The 21,065-nt window shown below is 58.9% G+C and carries 12 protein-coding genes and 1 pseudogene; 6 read left to right on the top strand and 7 right to left on the bottom strand.

The annotated features are described in order from the left end of the window. The 5 genes from ACIPL2_RS22050 to msrA all read left to right on the top strand — a co-directional run. Positions 1–756, top strand: a 756-nt coding sequence (locus ACIPL2_RS22050) for a transketolase-like TK C-terminal-containing protein (protein WP_401359625.1), incomplete at its 5' end; no start/stop codon positions are given. A gap of 11 nt (positions 757–767) precedes the next feature. Then, positions 768–2,735 carry a dihydrolipoyllysine-residue acetyltransferase gene (gene aceF / locus ACIPL2_RS22045; protein WP_401359622.1) on the top strand — a complete coding sequence of 656 codons (1,968 nt, stop codon included), beginning with the start codon at positions 768–770 and terminating at the stop codon, positions 2,733–2,735. A gap of 266 nt (positions 2,736–3,001) precedes the next feature. Beyond that, positions 3,002–4,396 carry an alkaline phosphatase D family protein gene (locus ACIPL2_RS22040; protein ID WP_401359620.1) on the top strand — a complete coding sequence of 465 codons (1,395 nt, stop codon included), beginning with the start codon at positions 3,002–3,004 and terminating at the stop codon, positions 4,394–4,396. 318 nt (positions 4,397–4,714) lie between these two features. After that, positions 4,715–7,408: an EAL domain-containing protein gene (locus ACIPL2_RS22035; protein WP_401359617.1), complete on the top strand. Its 2,694-nt coding sequence runs from the start codon at positions 4,715–4,717 to the stop codon at positions 7,406–7,408. 153 nt (positions 7,409–7,561) lie between these two features. Next, complete coding sequence (gene msrA / locus ACIPL2_RS22030; RefSeq protein WP_401359642.1) at positions 7,562–8,209, top strand: peptide-methionine (S)-S-oxide reductase MsrA; 648 nt, start codon at positions 7,562–7,564, stop codon at positions 8,207–8,209. A gap of 121 nt (positions 8,210–8,330) precedes the next feature. Here the strand turns inward: msrA and ACIPL2_RS22025 are convergent, their stop codons facing one another. The 7 genes from ACIPL2_RS22025 to putP all read right to left on the bottom strand — a co-directional run bounded on the left by ACIPL2_RS22025 (position 8,331) and on the right by putP (position 19,767). Continuing rightward, positions 8,331–9,170, bottom strand: a complete 840-nt coding sequence (locus ACIPL2_RS22025) for a 23S rRNA (adenine(2030)-N(6))-methyltransferase RlmJ (protein WP_401359614.1) — start codon at positions 9,168–9,170, stop codon at positions 8,331–8,333. 245 nt (positions 9,171–9,415) lie between these two features. After that, on the bottom strand, positions 9,416–9,739 hold the full coding sequence (locus ACIPL2_RS22020; RefSeq protein ID WP_401359611.1) for a hypothetical protein: 324 nt from the start codon (positions 9,737–9,739) through the stop codon (positions 9,416–9,418). A gap of 552 nt (positions 9,740–10,291) precedes the next feature. Beyond that, entirely contained in the window at positions 10,292–10,588 is a 297-nt protein-coding gene (locus ACIPL2_RS22015) for a contact-dependent growth inhibition system immunity protein (protein WP_401359608.1), read from the bottom strand. Further along, on the bottom strand, positions 10,578–15,239 hold the full coding sequence (locus ACIPL2_RS22010; RefSeq protein WP_401359605.1) for an RNase A-like domain-containing protein: 4,662 nt from the start codon (positions 15,237–15,239) through the stop codon (positions 10,578–10,580). Before ACIPL2_RS22010 ends, ACIPL2_RS22015 begins: the two co-directional genes overlap by 11 nt. After that, a complete protein-coding gene (locus ACIPL2_RS22005; RefSeq protein ID WP_401359602.1) occupies positions 15,239–15,976 on the bottom strand; it encodes a DUF4123 domain-containing protein in 738 nt (245 codons plus the stop codon). Before ACIPL2_RS22005 ends, ACIPL2_RS22010 begins: the two co-directional genes overlap by 1 nt. Further along, positions 15,966–17,918 carry a type VI secretion system tip protein VgrG gene (locus tag ACIPL2_RS22000; protein WP_401359600.1) on the bottom strand — a complete coding sequence of 651 codons (1,953 nt, stop codon included), beginning with the start codon at positions 17,916–17,918 and terminating at the stop codon, positions 15,966–15,968. The genes ACIPL2_RS22005 and ACIPL2_RS22000 overlap by 11 nt, the downstream gene beginning before the upstream one ends. 364 nt (positions 17,919–18,282) lie before the next feature. Continuing rightward, complete coding sequence (gene putP, locus ACIPL2_RS21995; RefSeq protein ID WP_401359598.1) at positions 18,283–19,767, bottom strand: sodium/proline symporter PutP; 1,485 nt, start codon at positions 19,765–19,767, stop codon at positions 18,283–18,285. A 536-nt stretch (positions 19,768–20,303) separates the two neighbouring features. Here putP and ACIPL2_RS21990 point away from each other — a divergent pair. Beyond that, positions 20,304–21,065, top strand: a pseudogene (locus ACIPL2_RS21990) (trifunctional transcriptional regulator/proline dehydrogenase/L-glutamate gamma-semialdehyde dehydrogenase); the annotation flags it as partial.

Here is a 21,065-nt window from a genome sequence, read left to right as displayed (position 1 = left end):
CTGCAACACGACGACGGTCACAGCCACATCCTGGCTGCCCCCATCCCGAACTGCCGCACGTTTGATCCAACCTACGGCTACGAGCTGGCGGTGATCATCCAGGACGGCATGAAGAAGATGACCGAAGAGCAGCAGGACGTTTTCTACTACATCACCGTGATGAACGAGTCCTACCAGCAGCCAGCCATGCCGGCCGGAGTCGAGGAAGGCATCATCAAGGGCATGTACCTGCTCGAGGAAGACACCCGCGAAGCGGCGCACCACGTTCAGCTGATGGGCTCCGGCACCATCCTGCGTGAAGTCCGTGAAGCGGCGAAGATCCTGCGTGAAGAGTTCAACGTCGGCGCTGACGTGTGGAGCGTTACCAGCTTCAACGAATTGCGTCGCGACGGCCTGGCCGTTGAGCGCAGCAACCGTCTGCACCCGGGCCAGAAGCCTAAACTGAGCTACGTCGAAGAGTGCCTGAACGGCCGTAAAGGTCCGGTCATCGCCTCTACCGACTACATGAAGCTGTTCGCTGAGCAAATTCGTCAGTGGGTCCCGTCCAAGGAATTCAAAGTCCTGGGCACCGACGGTTTCGGCCGCAGTGACAGCCGTAAGAAGCTGCGTCACTTCTTCGAAGTCGACCGTCATTTCGTGGTGTTGGCAGCCCTGGAAGCCTTGGCTGACCGTGGTGATATCGAACCTAAGGTGGTGTCTGAAGCCATCGCCAAGTTCGGGATCAACCCGGAAAAACGCAACCCACTGGACTGCTGAGGAGACACTCTGTGAGCGAACTCATTCGCGTACCTGACATCGGCAGCGGTGAAGGTGAAGTAATCGAAATTTTTGTGAAGGTCGGCGACCGTGTCGAAGCCGACCAGAGCATCCTGACGCTTGAGTCGGACAAGGCGAGCATGGAGATTCCTGCTCCCAAGGCCGGCGTCGTCAAAAGCCTGAAAGTGAAGCTGGGCGATCGCCTGAAAGAAGGCGACGAACTGCTCGAGCTGGAAATCGAAGGTGCCGCTGCTGCGGCTCCTGCGGCTGCCGCTGCGCCAGCAGCCAAGGCTGAAGCAAAACCGGCGGCTGCTCCTGCCGCCGCCGCTGCTCCAGCTCCTGCGGCTGCGCCTGCTGCCGCTTCGGTTCAGCAAGTGCACGTGCCGGATATCGGTTCGGCGGGCAAGGCCCAGATCATCGAGATCCAGGTCAAGGTCGGCGACACCGTCGAGGCTGATCAGTCGCTGATCACCCTGGAATCCGACAAGGCCAGCATGGAAATCCCTTCGCCGGCCGCTGGCGTGGTCAAGAGCATCAGCGTCAAGCTCAACGACGAAGTCGGCACCGGCGACCTGATCCTGGACCTGGAAGTGGCGGGTGCTGCGGCACCGGCAGCGGCCGCGCCCGCTCAGGCTGCTGCTCCGGCTGCCGCTGCTCCGGCACCTGCTGCTGCCCCGGCTGCACCGGTTGCCGACAGCGTTCAGGACATTCATGTCCCGGACATCGGTTCGGCAGGCAAGGCCAAGATCATCGAAGTCCTGGTCAAGGCCGGCGACACCGTTGAAGCCGACCAGTCGCTGATCACCCTGGAATCCGACAAGGCGAGCATGGAAATCCCATCGCCTGCCGCGGGCGTGGTGGAAAGCGTTTCCATCAAGCTGGATGACGAAGTCGGTACCGGCGACCTGATCCTCAAGCTGAAAGTCAAAGGCGCTGCGCCGGCTGCTGCACCGGCTCCGGCCGCTGCTGCACCCGCACCTGCGGCGGCCAAGGCTGAAGCTGCTCCGGCTGCTGCCGCTGCACCTGCCGCGCCGGCTGCCGCACCGGCCAAGCCTGGCGCCAAGGTTCACGCCGGCCCGGCTGTGCGCCAACTGGCCCGTGAATTCGGTGTCGAGCTGAATGCTGTCGGCGCCAGCGGTCCGCACGGTCGCATCCTGAAAGAAGACGTGCAGGTCTACGTCAAAGCCATGATGCAGAAGGCCAAGGAAGCACCGGCCGCTGCTGCTGGCGCAACCGGTGGCGCGGGTATTCCGCCGATTCCGGTCGTGGACTTCAGCCGCTTCGGTGAAACCGAAGAAGTGCCGATGACTCGCCTGATGCAAATCGGCGCGTCGAGCCTGCACCGCAGCTGGCTGAACATCCCGCACGTGACTCAGTTCGATTCGGCTGATATCACCGAACTGGAAGCGTTCCGCATCGCTCAGAAAGCCGTTGCAGAGAAGGCTGGCGTCAAGCTGACCATCCTGCCGCTGCTGCTCAAGTCCTGCGCGCACCTGCTCAAGGAACTGCCGGACTTCAACAGTTCGCTGGCGCCAAGCGGCAAGGCGATCATCCGCAAGAAATACGTGAACATCGGCTTCGCCGTCGACACCCCTGAAGGCCTGCTGGTACCGGTCATCAAGAACGTCGACCAGAAGAGCTTGTTGCAACTGGCTGCCGAAGCCGCTGCGCTGGCTGCCAAGGCCCGCGACAAGAAGCTCACCGCTGACGACATGCAAGGCGCCTGCTTCACCATTTCCAGCCTCGGCCACATTGGCGGCACCGGCTTCACGCCGATCGTCAACGCGCCGGAAGTGGCGATCCTCGGTGTTTCCAAGGCAACCATCCAGCCAGTCTGGGACGGCAAAGCCTTCCAGCCGAAGCTGATGCTGCCGCTGTCGCTGTCCTACGATCACCGTGTGATCAACGGCGCCGCTGCTGCACGCTTCACCCAGCGTCTGAGCAGCCTGCTGGCGGACATCCGCACAATCTTGCTGTAACACCGGCCGGCCCTCCTTCACCGGAGGGCCCGTCGCGTTCCACGTTTTCCGAGCGCCACGCTCGTACCTCAACCCCGCCAATTTGGCGGGGCTTTTTTTGCCCTGAAAAAACCAGCGTCCTACGTGCGCGGCTGATATCGGCCACAACTCGAGTCCACTTCTGCGCGGTATTTTTGGCCGACTAATAACTAGGCTTAGTTCAAAGATCAATAAATCTTTTGAACACGCTATTTATCTAGTTGGCACTACTTCGAATGGATTCGAATATGTTCAAACCTACAGTCGGGCCGATTATTGGCCACACCACAACTAACCACGCGCGTATCTTCTTGCGTGGCGAATTAAAGAAAGATGCTTTGGTATTTGCGGGCATCCGTTACAGACGGATCGGTGACGAGCGTTGGTCCAAAGGCGTTTTTGCACAGTTGACGACTGTCCGCGACGTGTCCGATGTGATTGCCCTCAACGACCTTGCTGCCGATACCGAGTATGAATATCAGGCCGGCTGGTTTAGCCCGATGAGTCCGGTGCATAGCGTAGCGTCGGTGCAGGAACTGCCGCTGCAATGGCCGCGGGACCTTTACCGCTTTCGCACGGCATCCAGCAAAACCAAGACACCACGGGCTTACATCGTTGGCTCATGTCGTTACCTGCGGATGACTCGCGGCGAACCAGCCTCTCCGCATCACGGCGACCGGATTTTCGCCGCCATCTCCCATTTGGCGGAGCATGCCGAACCCCCGATCAGCGCCATGCTGATGACCGGCGACCAAGTCTATGTCGATGACTTGAACTTCATTGCGCCCGATCGGGAGTACAGCGAAATACTCAACAAGTACCGCACAGCTTTTTCCCAACCGCATATCGCAAAGTTGATGTCCGGCATGCCGACTTACATGATCCTCGATGATCATGAAATCGAAGACAACTGGCCGGCCAATAAAAGTAAGTCCGATGCTTATTTATATAAAAACGCCCTGGCGGCGTATGAGCTTTATCAAGCCAGCCACAGCCCGGCCCATGAGCTTCTCGCCAGCGGACACTTCAGCAGAGACTTGCACCGCTATTGGTATCAATTCACCGAAGGCGATATCGAATGGTTTGTCACCGACAGCCGGACCCGGCGCAACCTGTCAGCCGACGACCGTCGCATTCTTGACGAAGCGCAGGAACGAGCCCTGTGCCAATGGCTGATCCACAGCCCGGCACGGGTCAAATTCGTGGTCACCAGCGTGATGTTCTACCCCGACCGCAAACGCCTGGGCGATGACGCCTGGCAGGCCTTTCCCGAGCAACGGCTACGTCTGCTGGAGACAATTCGCACGCACCGCATCAAGAACGTCGTCTTCGTTTCCGGCGATGTCCACGGCTCACTGACCAGTCGACTGACACACAGCGAAGACCCGGACTTTGAAGTCCACACCATCGTGTCGTCGCCGCTGTGCAACAGCAAACTGCTGCCGTATGCCAAGGCGTCCACTTTCATCCTCGATCAACCGTTGGCGAAAACAGTGGCGGGCGACTATCGGCATGAACTGACCAGTGCGGTGATCAGCGAAGACAACTTTGCCCACCTGATCGTCGAGGCCGAGCATATTTCCGTCCGTTATCACGACCGGAAGGGCAAGTTGCTGCAATCGATCCACATTAAATTACGTTAACGCCACAACACTTGTGGGAGCGGGCTTGCTCGCGAAAGCGCCGGGGCAGTCGACATCGATATTGACTGGCCCACCGCTTTCGCGAGCAAGCCCGCTCCCACAGGATGTAATCCTTTAACTGAGCTATCTTTGTGCTTGAAAATATTACTTTTGGCTACTCGCTGGAGAAATCCTGTCTCCTGCCGACATATTCTTATAGCACTTGGCCTTCATGTCTCTTGTCAGTCGGTGTCGCAATGATGCAACCTTGCCGCAGGCAACAATAAAGAGGGCGAGAGCCCGGCGCGATCAGCAAATACGAAGCGAGTTTCCCTCCCTATGAAAAGCCAACCCGATGCCGCCAGCCGTATGGTGGCCGAGGTAGTGACGCAGTTGCCGGTGCCCTCGCGGCTCGGCATGCTGCGTTTCGAACGGCTGAATGAACCGAGCTGGGCGCTGCTGTTTCTCGATCCCAATTGCGAACGACAATTCGGCCTGCCGGCGGTGGAGCTGTGTGCCCTGGTCGGTTCGCCCTACGCGAGCCTGATGGAACCCGAAGCGCGCTATCAACTGCATGACGCGGTCCAGTTGCAACTTACCGAAAGCCCGCATTACCTGATCCGCTACACCCTGCACACAGCCGCCGGCACCTTGAGCCTGTTGGAGTTGGGCGAAGCCTACAAACAACACAATCGACACCTGTTGCGCGGCTACCTGCTGGTGGTCGACGGCCTGTTCGGGGGCGAGCCGCTGATACCGGCGCTGGACCTGGAAACCCAGAACTCGCGCCTGCAAATCGCCCTGGAACTCAATCAACGCGCCCAGCAGGAACAACTCCTGCACCTGGACCGCGTGCGCGCCCAGCAAGACCTGATCCTGCTGCTGACCCGCCAGCGCTACAGCACCAATAATTCCCTGCAAGAAGCCGCCGAGCTGATCACCCGCAGTGCCTGTGACATTTACGAAATCGACTGCGCCAGCGTGTGGAACCTCGAAGGTTCGATGCTGGTGCCGATCTCGGCCTACCACCGCGCCAGCCAGGAATACCAACTGCCGGCGCCGATCGACGTCAGTGATTTCCCCGATTACCTCGACGCCTTGCACACCGGCCGCGCCATTGACGCGCATAACGCCATGCGCGACCCGCGCACCCGGGAAATGGCCGAACACCTGCGCCCGCGCGATGTGAACGCCATGCTCGACGCCAGCATCCGCGTCGACGGCCAAGTGGTCGGCGTGCTCTGCCTGGAGCAGACCGGTGCGACCCGCGCCTGGCAATCGGACGAAATCGCCTTCGCCGGCGAGCTGGCCGATCAGTTCGCCCAAGTCATCAACAACCACAACCGCCGCACCGCCACCAGCGCCCTGCACCTGTTCCAGCGTGCGGTCGAGCAAAGTGCCAACGCCTTTCTGCTGGTCAATTGCGACGGCGTGGTGGAATACGTCAACCCGAGCTTCACCGCGATCACCCAGTACACCACCGATGAAGTCCACGGCCAGCGGCTGTCGGAACTGCCGGCACTGGAAAACCTCAGCGAACTGCTGTTCGACGCGCCCTCGGCGCTGGCCAAGAGCAACAGCTGGCAGGGCGAGTTCAAGAGCCGCCGGAAAAACCTCGAACCCTACTGGGGTCAGTTGTCGATCTCCAAGGTCTATGGCGACAACCGTGAGCTGACCCATTACATCGGCATCTACGAAGACATCACCCAGACCAAACTCGCCCAACAGCGCATCGAGCGCCTGGCCTACACCGACAACCTGACCAACCTCGGCAATCGCCCGGCGTTCATCCGCAACCTCGATGAACGTTTCGCCCGAGACAGCGATACCCCGATCAGCCTGTTGCTGGTGGACATCGACAACTTCAAGCGGATCAACGACAGCCTCGGTCACCAGACCGGCGACAAATTGCTGATCAGCCTCGCCCGGCGCCTGCGCAACAGCCTGAGCCCGAGTGGCAGCCTGGCGCGCTTTGCCAGTAATGAATTCGCCGTGTTGCTCGACAACACCGACCTGCAGGCTGGCCAACAGATCGCCAGCCAGTTGCTGATGACCCTCGACAAGCCGATGTTCGTCGACAACCAGTTGATCAGCGTCACCGGCTCCGTGGGCCTGGCCTGCGCGCCGCTGCACGGCCGCGACCCACAAACCCTGATGCGTAACGCCGGGCTTGCGCTGCACAAGGCCAAGGCCAACGGCAAACATCAGGTTCAGGTGTTCACCGAAGCGCTCAATGCCGAGGCCAGCTACAAACTGTTCGTCGAGAACAACCTGCGCCGCGCCCTGACGCAAAACGAGCTGGACGTGTTCTACCAGCCCAAGCTGTGCCTGCGCAGCGGTCGCCTGCTGGGGATGGAAGCCTTGCTGCGCTGGAACCATCCGGAAAAAGGCATGATCCGCCCGGACCAGTTCATCAGCGTTGCCGAAGAAACCGGCCTGATCATTCCGATTGGCAAGTGGATCGCACGTCAGGCGTGCCGCATGAGCAAAGAGCTGACCGCCGCCGGCCTGGGCAACCTGCAAGTGGCGATCAACCTGTCGCCCAAGCAGTTCTCCGATCCGGACCTGGTGGCGTCCATCGCCAACATCCTCAAGGAAGAAGCGCTGCCGGCGAACCTGCTGGAGCTTGAATTAACCGAAGGGCTGCTGCTGGAAGCCACCGAAGACACCCACTTGCAACTCGACCAGCTCAAGCGCCTGGGCCTGACCCTGGCCATGGACGACTTCGGCACCGGTTACTCGTCGCTCAGTTACTTGAAAAAATTCCCGATCGACATCATTAAGATCGATCGAAGCTTCATCCACGAAATCCCCGACAACCAGGACGACATGGAAATCACCTCCGCGGTGATCGCCATGGCCCACAACCTGAAAATCAAGGTCGTGGCTGAAGGCATCGAGACGGCCGAACAGCTGGCCTTCCTGCGCCGCCACCGCTGCGATGTCGGCCAGGGTTACCTGTTCGACCGACCGATCCCGGGCTCCGAATTGATCGAGAAGCTCAAACGCTACCCGCGCGGCCCTATCGCCTGACAGCGCCCCCTGTGGGAGCGAGCCTGCTCGCGGTAGCGGTGTGCCAGGCACCATGATGTCGACTGTCACAGCGCTTTCGCGAGCAGGCTCGCTCCCACAGGGATAATTGGGCAAACTGCGTGTCTGACTATTCCCAAACTGAGAGGACTGATGATGGTTCTGCGCTCGGAAATTCTGGTGAACAAAAACGTGCTCCCGACTAAAGAACAAGCCCTGCCTGGCCGTGAAACCCCAATGAACTTGCCGGAAAAGCACTTCGTCCACGACGCCCCGCTGCTGGGCCCGTTTGCCATGGACGTGGATTTCGCGATCTTCGGCCTCGGCTGCTTCTGGGGCGCGGAACGCAAATTCTGGCAGCGCGAAGGCGTGGTCAGTACGGTGGTGGGTTATGCGGGTGGCTTTACACCAAACCCGACGTATGAAGAAGTCTGCTCAGGCCTGACCGGCCACAGCGAAGTGGTATTAGTGGTCTACGAGCCGGCAAAAGTCAGCTACGAAGCACTGCTGAAGATGTTCTGGGAACTGCACAACCCGACACAAGGCATGCGCCAGGGCAACGACATCGGCACCCAGTACCGCTCGGTGATCTACGCCACCAACCCGGATCAGTTGGCCGCCGCGAAACACAGCGCGCAAGTGTTCCAGGCTGAATTGACCAAGGCTGGCAAAGGCATCATCACCACCGAAATCGACGAAGCGCCGACGGTCTACTTCGCCGAGGCCTACCACCAGCAATACCTGGCAAAAAACCCTGAAGGGTATTGCGGGATTGGCGGTACCGGCGTGACCTGCCCGATTTGATTTTCGGACGCTGAAAAGCTTCGCGGGCAAGCCTCGCTCCTACAGACCACACCAGACTGTAGGAGCGAGGCTTGCCCGCGAAGGCGTCAGGCTAGACGCCACAGATATATCTGATCGGCAATCAGCTCTCGGCGATCAACCAATCCATCTGCCACCCACCCTGGGTCTGTCCCAATTTCTTGGACAACCACGGCAGCAACTCACGCAATTCTTCTTCAAGACCCCACGGCGGATTCGCAATCGCCAACCCCGAGCCGTTCAGACTGTTCGGCGTATCCAACGGATGCACGAACAACTCCACGCGCAACAACTTCGGTGCGCCCGTCCCCGCCAAATCCTGATAAAAACGCCGCAACATGCGCGGGTCCTTCACCGGGTACCAGATCGCCGCCACAGTCTGGCGCATCCGGCCAATCGCCTCTTTCAGCGACGCCGCACAACGCTGCATCTCATCGAGCTGCTCGAACGGCGGATCAATCAACATCACCGCCCGCTTCTCCTGCACCGGCAACATCGCGCGCGGCACATGCCAGCCTTCGCCCAGATGCACCTTCACCCGACGGTCGCCGGCCATGTTGTCCTTGAGCAACACACCGTCTTCCGGGTGCTTCTCATTGAGCATCACCCGATCCTGCGGCCGCGTCAGACGCCGCGCCAGCTCCGGCGACCCCGGGTAATAGCGCAACTGGCCATCCGGGTTCATGTCGTGCAGCACCTTCATGTAATCGGCGGTCAACGCCGGCAGATCCGGCTGGTCCCACAGCCGCGCGATCCCTTCCAGGTACTCACCGGTACGACTCGCCTGATCACCCTGCAGGTCATACAGACCAATGCCGGCGTGAGTGTCGAGATAGGCAAACGGCTGCTCCTTGCGCGACATCAGGGCGATGAGGCGGGTCAAAGTCAGGTGTTTGAACACATCGGCGTGATTGCCGGCATGGAAGGCGTGACGATAATTCATGATTGCTCCTGCGAAGGCCGGGAAGTTTACCTTGTACGGCGGCGAACGTCAGGGCCTCACAGCCGAGCGGCTGCGCTACACGGTGATCGCGCCCTTGTAGCAGCTGGCGAAGCCTGCGTTCGGCTGCGCAGCAGTCGTAAAACCAGAGAATGCGGTGTTGCAGGTACACCGTGCAGGCAGGGTTTACGACTGCTGCGCAGCCGAACGCAGGCTTCGCCAGCTGCTACAAAAACGTGCGTCTTAACTTATTCCGACGACCGCGCCCGCAACCGCCGCCCCAGCACATCCAGCACATCACACCCATCCCGCAACGGAATGGCACAGAGCAAAGCAAAGTCACTGAGAATGAACGACTGACACTCGATCACGCCGCGCATGGACAGGTTCTCCATCACCTGAGTGACGGCCCGAATCCGGAAGCTGGCAGCGTCATACAAAACATCGAGCGGCGCGTGGGTGTCGACGAACAAGGTGGGCATGTCGTCGCAGTTGCTGGTGAGCGCCATGAAGCGGTTTTCGGGATGGGGGGTTGGTTTTACGTAGGGTGGATCGGGGTGAAGTGTTTTCATCGATTTTTAGTCCTAACGTATGGATTGAAGCCGTCAGAAATCGCTTCCACGCAATAGGTGGCGGCTGTACGCAGGTGTGGAAGACCGAGACGTTAGGCACCCGGCGCACTCGAAAGCGCCCCGCGCACAGCCACCATAAAACACGCCGAACTGGTGGCGCTTGACGCGCCTAACGATAGAAGGGCTTCCACGCCCTGTCACTGAATTTGCAGTGACCACCCAAGACTATCGATGAGATCCGATGCGCACCAGTTCATGGAAACCGCTACAACTTGAAGGAAATTTCCGACGACCTTGCCCAGAAATTTCGCTGCCTGTAAGACCGCCTTCGCGGGCAAGCCTCGCTCCTACAGAATCGAGGAAGGCCACCAAAAAATGCGAACGACCTCAATCCTGTAGGAGCGAGGCTTGCCCGCGAATGAGCGCGAAGCGGTCACAAAATCTGTCAGCCCCAGAAATAGTTAACGTTACCAACGTTTCATCCAACGGCAGGGAACCTGTAAACATCCTCTAAAAGCGTGCGAATTTGTGTTCATCCGTTTGGATGCTTTTTTACTCACCAAAAACATCAACAAGATGTCTCAACCATACTTCTCCTGAATCCCATTCATGCCAGTAGCAATAGCAGCAGCTCATGTTTTTGAGCAGAAATTCTCGCAACTCAACCTCAGTCATCTGCCTCTCGAGCAGAGCAGCAATTTCATTCTTCACCACCGAAATTGTCTCGACTGTTGAGTCAGACAGAAAAGATCTAACGACATCATCCGCTGCGTGAAATTCACACATCCAGTCCTCATGAAAATAGGCTCCAAAAAACTGGTAAAGATGCGAAAACGAATTATCGATCACTTGCATACCCCGTTAATACAATGTAGCCGGACGGCGATGTTTTAGTTCTCTGAAGTATTAACTTTACGACAGATAAAGGCTCAAGCTCTCCACTGCGCCGAACAACTCCAACACCTACCGGCGCCGACATTGGTTGTGTGATAACAAGCTTGCGCGCATTACCTTTCATAAAATCATCGATTAGGTTTTTATTTCTATCCATGGTGTTTGAAACCGTGGCCTCTGCGACAGATCGATTAGGAAATGTCGATGCGATTGGTATATGTGGTTCTGACTCGAGCCTTTCTCGCAACTGGGCTTCGGTCCGATCAATGTGCTTCGCAATAAGGTGGCCTCCCTGAGCTTCGTGTGCAGCCAAACCACCGCCCGGAACAATTTCGCTAAACGGTCCTTCAGGATCACCGGGGCAAGGTAGACAAGCCAACCCCAACGGATCAACCCACCCCGTCGGATTCAGCGTGTACTGGTACTGGTTTAACCCACCTGCCAACTTGACCGGATCCGGCGTCAGGTACCGCCCGACATCCGGATCATAGTACCGATGCCAGTTGTAATGCAGTCCGCTCTCCGCGTCGAAGTACTGGCCCTGAAACCGCAGTGGCTGGTCGAGTTGTTCTCCTGCGCCGAACGTCTGGCGTGTGACTTTGCCGTAGGCGTTGTACTTCGCTGACCAGACGATTTCGCCGCTGAAATCGGTCAGTTCCTGCGGTGTGCCGAGGTGGTCGAGTTGGTAGTAGAACGGGCACGCCTGGCGCGGGCCTTTGCCGTCGAGCATGGCCAGCGGGCGGAAGCTGCCCGGTTCGTAGACGTAGCTGCGGTAATGCTCGCGAGCACTTTCGGCGATGAGGTGGTCGCCCTGCCAGAAGAATTCGGTGGTGTTGCCGTCGACGGTTTTGGCGATGCGCCGGCCGAAGGCGTCGTAGCGGTAACTCGCACAACTTCCATCCGGTAAGGTGACGCCGACCAGTCGATGCTGGCAGTCGTAGCGGTATTCGGTGACGAGTTTTTGCGCGGTGCCTCGGCGTTCGCGGATGAGGTTGCCGAAGGCGTCGTAGTCGTAATGCCGGTCGCCTTGCATCATCAGGCGATTACCCGAGACCTTCGCGGCGCCGGGGCGATCCTGCATCAGCAGGTTGCCGGCCGGGTCGTGGGCAAAACTTTCCGGTGGCTCGTCGCGGCTGTGGCGTACGCGGGTCAGGCGGCCGAGCGGGTCGTACTGATAGTTGCGTTGACCGTGACGGGTGTCGGCAATGCTGTCGAGATCGCCGTTCGCGCTGTAGGCATAATCGCGGCGATACAGCGGTTGTTGGTTTTGTCTGACAGCGTGAGCCTTCAGACGCCCCTGATCGTCGTAGGCAAATTCACTCAGCAGCTGTCCTTGCTGGCGTTGTTGCTCTCGACCGAAAGCAAATTGGTGCGAGGTCAGTCGCGCGCCGTTGAGGTCAATGGCGGTCAGCGCGCCGCCCTTGGCGTGGTGGTAATCGAGTGTGCTGCCGTCCGGCAGGCGCAGGCGATTGAGTTGGCCGCAGGCATCGTAGCCATAACGCAGCGTGCCCCAGCCTTGGTGCTCGGTGATCAGGCGATCCTGTTGGTCGTACTCGAATTCCAGCGGGTGATCGTGACCATCGTCGACGCTGATCAGTCGGCCGAGGCTGTCGTAGCGGTATTCAACCTTGATGCCATCGGGCAACGTCTTGACCAGCAACCGCCCTGCCGAGTCCCGCTCATAAGCTGTGACTAGTTGCGATCCGTCATCGCCGAACTCGGTTTTCTCCAGAAGATGGCCGTTGAGGTCATAGGCGTACGCCGTGCGCTGCCCATCGAAGCCGGTCTCTTGTCGGATGAGGCCGCTGGGCGTGTAGTCCAGCTGATATTTTTCGCCGGATTCGTTTTCGATCTCGGTGAGCAACAGCTGGGCGTTGTTGTAGCGATAACGAAGCTGGGTGCCGTCGGGGTTGAGTCGGCGGCTGACCAAATGCAAGTCATCAGCGTATTCGTAGCGCGTCACCCGACCCAGTTCATCGCGCTCGGCAGTGACCTTGCCGTAGGCGTTGTAGCCGAAGGCGCGAGTGGCACCGGTAGGCAGCGTCGTCTGAATCAGTCGTCCAACGGCGTCCCAGTCATACCGTGTAACCGCTCCGTGTTCATCCTGACGGGTAATCCGCCGTCCCAACGCATCGTAGGAAAACCGCCGTTGACCACCGTCCGGCAAGGATTCTTCAAGCAGTTGGCCCAAGGCATTCCAGACAAAAACATGGCGGCTGGTGTCCGGATAACGGATCGACAGCAGCCGACCTTTTTCATCATAAAAATAATGGGTGACGTGCCCGTCTGGATCAGTCGCTTCGGTGATGTCGCCCTGTGCATTACGCTGATATTTCCACACCGCTTTGCCGCGATACCGCGCATGCAGGAAACCGTTGCGGTACTCGTAGGCCGTTGGCTCGTCTTCCGGAGGAATCAGCGCGACCAGCCGTCCGACCTCGTCGTAGTGGTACTCGGTGACAGCACCCAGCGGATCCTGCTCGGCAACCAATCGACCCTGGTCGTCGTAGGCCTTGAGCTGCTCGCCGCCATCCAACGCAACCTTGCGCACCAGCCGCGCCCGATCGTCGTGCTCATAAACCTCTTCGCTGCCATCAATGTTCTGGACGGTGACGCTACCCTCGTCATCCCAGACATAACGCGCGTCCATCTGCGCAAACGATGCCCAGTGGCGGACACATCGGGCCGCCTTGCCGGACCTTTCCCACGCCCAGAAGAAACTTGCCCCACCGGCCAGCTGCCGCTGCAGGATCACGTGTTGATCGTCGTAGTGGTAATGCTCGCTTTCGCCGGCGGCGTTAGTCGCTTCGATCAGTCGACCGCGCTCGTCATAGCGATAAGTGACCAGCGTTTGTTCGGTGTGCCAGGCTTCGTCGAGGGTCGGTGCCGGGACAAACTGCTGATAGTCGACGGCGATCAAATGGCTGCGGTCATAGCGCAACAACAAGGCGCGACCGGCGCCGTTGTCGAGGCGTTTGATGCGATCCTGGTGGTCGCGAGTGATGCGCAGGCGGTTGTTGTAAGCGTCGCTGATGGTCGTCAGCCGACCGCCGATGAAGTGATAGAAACGCGCGTCGTCGCCGGCCTGGGCGAGGATCAGTTCTTCCTGTTGATCACCGAGAAAAATCGCCGCTCGCGACAGGCTGTTGTGAATCGCCGGGCGTTCGATGTTGGGTTGCGGAAAGGTCGTACGGCGGTTTTCGTGGTCGATCCAAATGACGTGTTCGCCGTCGATGTCCAGGCGATGCGCGAGGCTGTGGCTCCAGCCATAACCGAGGCCACTATCGATTTCGGCGGCGCTGGTGCGATAGAGCCGGGTGAAGTCGAACGGCAGGATGCCGTCCAGCGAGCCGTCGGTGAGGGTCAGCAGTTCTTCGCCGGTGACCATCGATACCGGGCACTTGTTGGTGGCGGTTTTATCGGCGGAATCGGCGGGGTCGCCGTTGGGGTTGGTGGCCTGCTTCGGAGCGTTGTCGTGGTGCTCGTCTTTTTTCAACGTGGTGTTTTTGCGACCGTGCCAGCGCAGCTCCATCCGACCATTTTTCAGCCCTGCCGCAACACCACGCGCGGCGACTTTTTTGTAGCGATCGACGTAGACCATGAAGTTGTCGACGACCGCGACCATCGACCTCACGAAGCGCATTGTCGCCTGAGAAATCTGTGCGCTGTACTTGCTCAGGCGCACCGCCAACCAGGCGATGCCAACCCCAACCCCACACAACACCAGGCCAATCAACAGGTCGATGACCAAGCCGACCACCAGCTTGGACAGGGCCTCCGCCGAGGACCCGGCCAGTTGCTCCGGCGGTAACATGTCCAGCCACAGCGTGGCCGTGCGCATCAGCAGACACAGCGCCGCCTCGTCGCTGGCCAGCAACATGGCTTTTTCAATTTTGTCGGGAGCGCTTTCTGCGAGTTTGGCCAGTTCGCCGGCACTTTCGCCGAGCTTTTCGATAAAGGCGTTGGGGTCTTTCAGGATGTCGGTGAGTTCACCGATGCCATCCCAAACCTCTTGAATGGCGGCCCAGCTTCCTGCGAGCATTCCATTGCCCACCGCCGCCAACGAAGCTGACGCCGATTGCTCTGACCATTGCGGTTTGAACCCTTGCCACTCCTTGCGCAGCCAGCTTTCCAGTTCATGGGTCAGGCCGTCGTAAGATTTGAAAAGTTCATCAACTTGCTTCGGAGTGACTTCACTCTGGACATGAACGCGATAGAACTTTCCGGTAGTTCCCTTGAACTTCCCTTTGCCGTGTTCATCGAGCGTGACCGCGGTTTTTTCGCCACCCTCAACGGCAATGACATCGACCTGAATATTGCCCAGCGGAATGTCGTAGACCGATTCAAACTTGCTCTCGATCTCCAGCGTCCCGCCTTCTGGACACTGCGCAAGCGTCGAGAAAAAGTCGTCATCACCACTGCTTACCGCCGTGGTGGTATTGCCGAGTTTTATCAGCCGCTCCATGCCTATCAGCGACGGCATGTCCGTGGCTCGGCTGACCTTGTCCGCATGGCGGCTCAAGAAGCTGCCGAGTTGCTGGCGATACACACTTAACGTGTCTTTAAAGCCGTCGAGCTCCTGCTCGATGCGCACGATCTGATCCATCAGTTCAGCTCCGTCATCAGGTAATCCACCAAGGCTGATTTCGGTGCGTCAGGCAGATGAGGCGTCTCAAGAAAGATCGCGACTTTGTGCCGCAACACGCTCTCTGAAAACGCCTCGAAAAGATCCGGGCGGTCCTCGCTCAACCACTTCAGCAAGTTGTTGATGCGGGTTGTTGTGGACTCGGCGGCGAGGTGTTTGAGCAGTGATTCAGAAACGTCCCACCATGGAAAAACCTTCGAGGTTTTCAGCGCACTGCCAGCGATATCGAGTGCTTGACCGTTGATCAAACAGCGGTCGATCACCGGCATTAGTTGCGCGGCATTCACTTCGGCAGATTGAAGAATCGGCAGCAGATAACGCCCATCCCAGAAGCGAAAAAACACCGCGTTGCCGTTGGGCAGAAGGACTTGCGTGAGGCTGCGTAGATGCTCGACCAGCGCCTCTTGAGTGACAGAAGACACCGCCAGCCAACCCCAGTCGCGAGACTCGGTAGTGGCGGCCCACTCGAGAAAGTCACTGCCATCAGCGACGATTCCGACATAGGGCATCACCGCTTCCCACTCGGCGTACACGGTGTCGGCCCAAATCGGGCGGGGTAATCGAGCCGTGTTCGAACGCTGCCAGGCTTTAAAAGGTTCGGCCGCGCTCGCATTGCTGAAGATGGCGAACAGGTGTTCCGAGGGTTTCAGCGGCTGGCGTTCGAGCCAACCACAAGGTGACAGGGCATCAGGCGGCACAGACACCGTCCTTGCAGCGCTCGCATTCCTCGCAGAATGGTGCATCGCTTTTCAGGCTCAGCATCTGCGCCACGCTCAGTGCAACGCGTTTTCTTTGTGGGGTCGGCGCGCCCATTGTCGGCATCGGCGCACCACCGACCTGAATCGGCACGCTGCTGAAGATCCCGCCGGGACCGATGTTGATCCAGTGCCCGCCCGCCTGAATCGTCGCGCTGACGCCGCCATCAATGACCACTTGCTGGCCAGCACTGACATGGAATTGCCCACTCGCCTTGACGGTGTGGCTGTTGACGCGAATGTGCCGATCGCCATAGACCTGAAGGTTATCGGTTGACCCAGGCTGCTCGACGCTGCCAATGACCACGTTGCGCTGATGCTCCACTTGCACATGCAAGTCGTGGCGCACGAGCTGGGTAAAGTCACGCTGGGCGCGCAGGTAGATCTGCTCGGCGCCGCGACGGTCCTCGATGCGTAACTCGTTGTAGCCTTTTTGCCCATTCGGATACGCAGGACTGCTTTGGCTGCGTAGGACGCTGCTGGTTTTGTCTGCCGGCAGATTCAAGGCCACCGGGTTGACGCCGTTCGGCACGCAGCCCATCACCAGCGGTTTGTCGGCATCACCGTCGACGAACCCGACGAGCACTTCCATGCCGACGCGCGGAATCAACACGCTGCCATAGCCGTCGTGAGCCCAGCTGCTCGCCACTCTCAGCCAGCAACTTGAACGATCCTTAAGTTCCTCCTCTCGGTCCCAGGCGAACTGAATCTTGACCCGACCGTACTCGTCGCAATGGATCTCGCTGTCCTTGGGGCCCGTGACCACCGCCGACTGATACCCGGCCATCCGTGGCTTTTCTGGCCCCAAGGGCGGCCGAAACACAACGTCCCACGGCGTTGCCAGAAAGGTATTGCGATAACCCTGGAAATTGCCCTCGCCAGCACTGGCGGCCGACTCTTCCAGCACTTGTGGCTGACGGCCGTGATGTTCGATGTGGGTGATCAGCCACAGGTCATTCCATTCCTGACGCGGGTGTTCGCCGAGCTGTAGGAAGTGGCCACTGACCAACGCGGATTGATCGCCGTGACCTTCAGCCAGACGGTAATCCGCAGCATGACGCTCAAGCGCTCGTTGAACCCGCTGCTTGCCCTGTTCGCGATCAGTGAATTGGCCGGGAAACTTGTAGTCCTCAAGCACCGGTCGCTGTTCGTTGTCGAGGCGACTTTCAAGTAGCAAGCGAGGTTTTTTGAAGTCGTAGTCGCGACGGGTGACCGCTGTGGTCCGGGTTTCCACGCGTACGTTGAAGCGCTTGATGGTCGGCGTCGGCGCGGCCATCCCGCTACCCGGCATGTACACCGTCGGCTCGGGCAACAGAGGGAAAAATGTCTGGTCATCGCCGAACACCAGCAAGTGCCCGTCGGGGCTGTGCTGGAAGTGGTAGTGAATGCCGATCTCGGCACACAGGCGCTGGATAAACGCCAAATCGCTTTCGGCGTATTGCACGCAGTACTCGCGCTCGGGGTACTGACTATTGAGCTCAAATTTGAAGGCGTCATGCTCGAGAACGCCGTGGTCTTCGAGGATGTGCGCAATGATCGTCGGCACACTTTTGTGCTGGAAGATCCGCTGATTGATGCGCTGGCCGAGGTAGGCCAGGCGTGGGACCAGGCTGACTTGGTAGCGCGTCAGACGTTTACCGGAATCGCCTTGGCCGACGCGAAAAATCTGACCGTGAACACCGGAACCGTCTGCGTCGAAATTCAGAAATGCCTGACGATGTAGGAGGCTTTCGAGCTCGATATCCGGTCGTTCGCTGACCAGTTCCAGGTCAAAGCGGTAGGGTTGGCTGATGGCTTCCTTGCCCGAGAACTCAAGCACGTTGAGCTCATTCTGGACGCCGTCGATCGTCAACGTGAAACGCGGTTGATTAGCAGGAGCGAACATCCGATGTGTCTCTGCAGAATGAAGGCGAGCGATTCTGCATGAGCAATACGGGGTGTTGATGGGAGGTCAGGCAATTCAGAATTGCCCTACATTTTTTGAAGATTTCCCTTTCAGAAAACAGGATGTTTAGCGATAGACATTCTTTCAAAAGCACTGCTGACCAAATGTGGGAGCGGGCTTGCTCGCGAAGGCGTTGTATCAGTCAATATTGATGTCGACTGGCACACCGCCTTCGCGAGCAAGCCCGCTCCCACATTAAAACGTCGATGCCACGCGATTTGCGTTCATAAAAAACGGCCCGCCTCCAAATGGATGCGGGCCGTTTTCATGTTCGGCGAAAGGTCAGAGCCTCAGCTCGTCCCGATCACTTGTTCAGGCGGAAATCGGCCTCGGCAGCGGCGAAGCGCTGCAGCATGCCGTGAGTCGGCGCGCCCAGTTTGCTGACGATGTAGATCGCCAGGCTGGCGAAGATGAAGCCTGGAATGATTTCGTACAGACCCAGCAGTTCGAAGTGTTTCCACACGATCACGGTGATCGCGCCGACCAGGATGCCGGCCAGTGCGCCGTTGCGGGTCATGTCTTTCCAGATCACCGAGATCAGCACGACCGGACCGAACGCAGCACCGAAGCCCGCCCAGGCGTAGCTGACCAGACCCAGTACACGGTTTTCCGGGTTGGAAGCCAGACCGATAGCGATCAGGGCAACCAGCAACACCATAGCGCGGCCAACCCAGACCAATTCAACCTGGGACGCGGTTTTGCGCAGGAAGGTTTTGTAGAAGTCTTCGGTCAGGGCGCTCGAGCACACCAGCAACTGGCAGCTCAGGGTACTCATCACCGCCGCCAGGATGGCCGACAGCAACACACCGGCAACCCACGGGTTGAAGAGGATTTTCGCCAGCTCGATGAACACACGTTCGTGGTTCTCGCTCACTGGCATTGCCACGGCCGGGTTCGCCGAGAAGTAAGCGATACCGAAGAAGCCTACCGCCACGGTGCCGCCAAGGCACAGGATCATCCAGGTCATCGAGATGCGACGGGCGTTGGCGATCGACTTGACCGAATCCGCCGCCATGAAACGCGCGAGGATGTGCGGCTGGCCGAAGTAGCCCAGGCCCCAGCCCATCAACGAGATCACGCCGATGAAGGTGGTGTTTTTCAGCATGTCGAAGTTGCTTGGATCTTGAGCTTCGATGGCCAGGAACGTGGTGTCGATGCCGCCAGTGGCCAGCAGCACGATGATCGGCGTCAGCAGCAGGGCGAAGATCATCAGCGTGGCTTGTACGGTGTCAGTCCAGCTCACTGCCAGGAAACCACCGACGAAGGTGTAGGCAATCGTCGCCGCAGCACCGGCCCACAGCGCCGTCTCGTAGGACATGCCGAAAGTGCTTTCGAACAGACGGGCGCCAGCGACGATGCCGGACGCGCAGTAGATGGTGAAGAACACCAGGATCACGACGGCCGAGATGATTCGCAGCAGGCCGCTTTTGTCTTCAAAACGGCTGGAGAAGTAATCCGGCAGGGTCAGCGCATCGCCGTTGTGCTCGGTCTGCACCCGCAGACGGCCGGCAACGAACAGCCAGTTCAGGTAAGCACCGACGATCAGGCCGATGGCGATCCAGCTTTCCGACAGGCCGGACATGTAGATAGCGCCCGGCAGGCCCATCAACAACCAGCCACTCATGTCGGAGGCACCGGCAGACAGTGCAGTCACGACGCTGCCCAGGCTGCGACCGCCCAGAATGTAGTCAGAAAGGTTGTTGGTGGAGCGATAGGCCATGAAGCCGATCAGCACCATTGCTGCGATGTAGATCACGAACGTGATCAGGGTTGGATTGCTTACGCTCATTAAGTGACGCCCTGGCTTTGTTTTTATGTAGCGGCGGAATGTGAAAAACGCCGACAAACGACAACGTCTGTCAGACGATTTCCGGTCCCGCGCATTTATGACTGATGTTTCCCCAGGAAAGCCATCAGCCGGTGCACCAGACTTTTTAGTCGGTTGCACCTTGGGGCGCGAATCCTATTCAACAATCCGAATAAGGTGCAACCAGTTTCTTGAGAATAAGTTGCACCTGATCGGATTCTTTGGATAAGTCACTGTTTTTGCTTATTTTCTGTAGGAGCCAGCTCGCTCGCGAAGAAATTCAGCCTTGGCGTTGGCTAGATGACACGCCAGCGCTCTGTAATTTTTCGCGAGCAAGCTCGCGCCTACAGTAAAAGCGCACAACTGGAGCGGTACGTTCGTACCGGAATTTATTTCCTGACGAGCTGCGTATTATTCCGACAAAAAAAGGGTTGCACCCGGTTGCACCTCAGCGGTTGCACGGCTAATCTTGCCGCCAGCTGATGCCACGCGGTCGTGGCAAACATGAGGATAAAAACATGGCTACCACCACCCTTGGGGTCAAACTTGACGACCCGACCCGCGAGCGCCTCAAGGCCGCCGCGACCTCGATTGATCGCACGCCGCACTGGCTGATCAAGCAGGCAATTTTCAATTACCTGGAAAAACTCGAGGGTGGTGCAACCCTGACCGAGCTGAGCGGGTTGATCAGCAAAGACGCTGACGACGCCGGCGAAGTCCACACCGACCACGCGCACCAATGCTTCCTTGAGTTCGCCGAAAGCATCCTGCCGCAATCGGTGCTGCGCGCGTCGATCACCGCCGCCTACCGTCGCCCGGAACCCGAAGTGGTGCCGATGCTGATCGAACAGGCTCGCTTGCCCGCGTCGATGGCTGAAGCCACCAACAAGCTCGCGTCTTCGATTGCCGAAAAACTGCGCAATCAGAAAAGCGCCGGCGGCCGTGCCGGGATTGTTCAGGGCCTGTTGCAGGAATTTTCCCTGTCGTCCCAGGAAGGCGTAGCGCTGATGTGCCTGGCCGAGGCGCTGTTGCGCATCCCGGACAAAGGCACGCGTGATGCGCTGATCCGCGACAAAATCAGCACCGGCAACTGGCACCCGCACTTGGGCAACAGCCCGTCGCTGTTCGTTAACGCCGCGACGTGGGGCCTGCTGCTGACCGGCAAACTGGTCGCCACCCACAACGAAGCGGGTTTGACCTCGTCCCTGAGCCGCATTATCGGCAAGAGCGGCGAGCCGATGATCCGCAAGGGCGTCGACATGGCCATGCGCCTGATGGGC

The sequence above is a fragment of the Pseudomonas sp. NPDC086251 genome, from assembly GCF_044746405.1.
In the GTDB taxonomy this organism is placed as follows: Bacteria; Pseudomonadota; Gammaproteobacteria; order Pseudomonadales; family Pseudomonadaceae; genus Aquipseudomonas.
The sequence above is the reverse complement of the archived record's forward strand: the minus strand, read 5'-3'. Positions and strand labels throughout refer to the sequence as shown.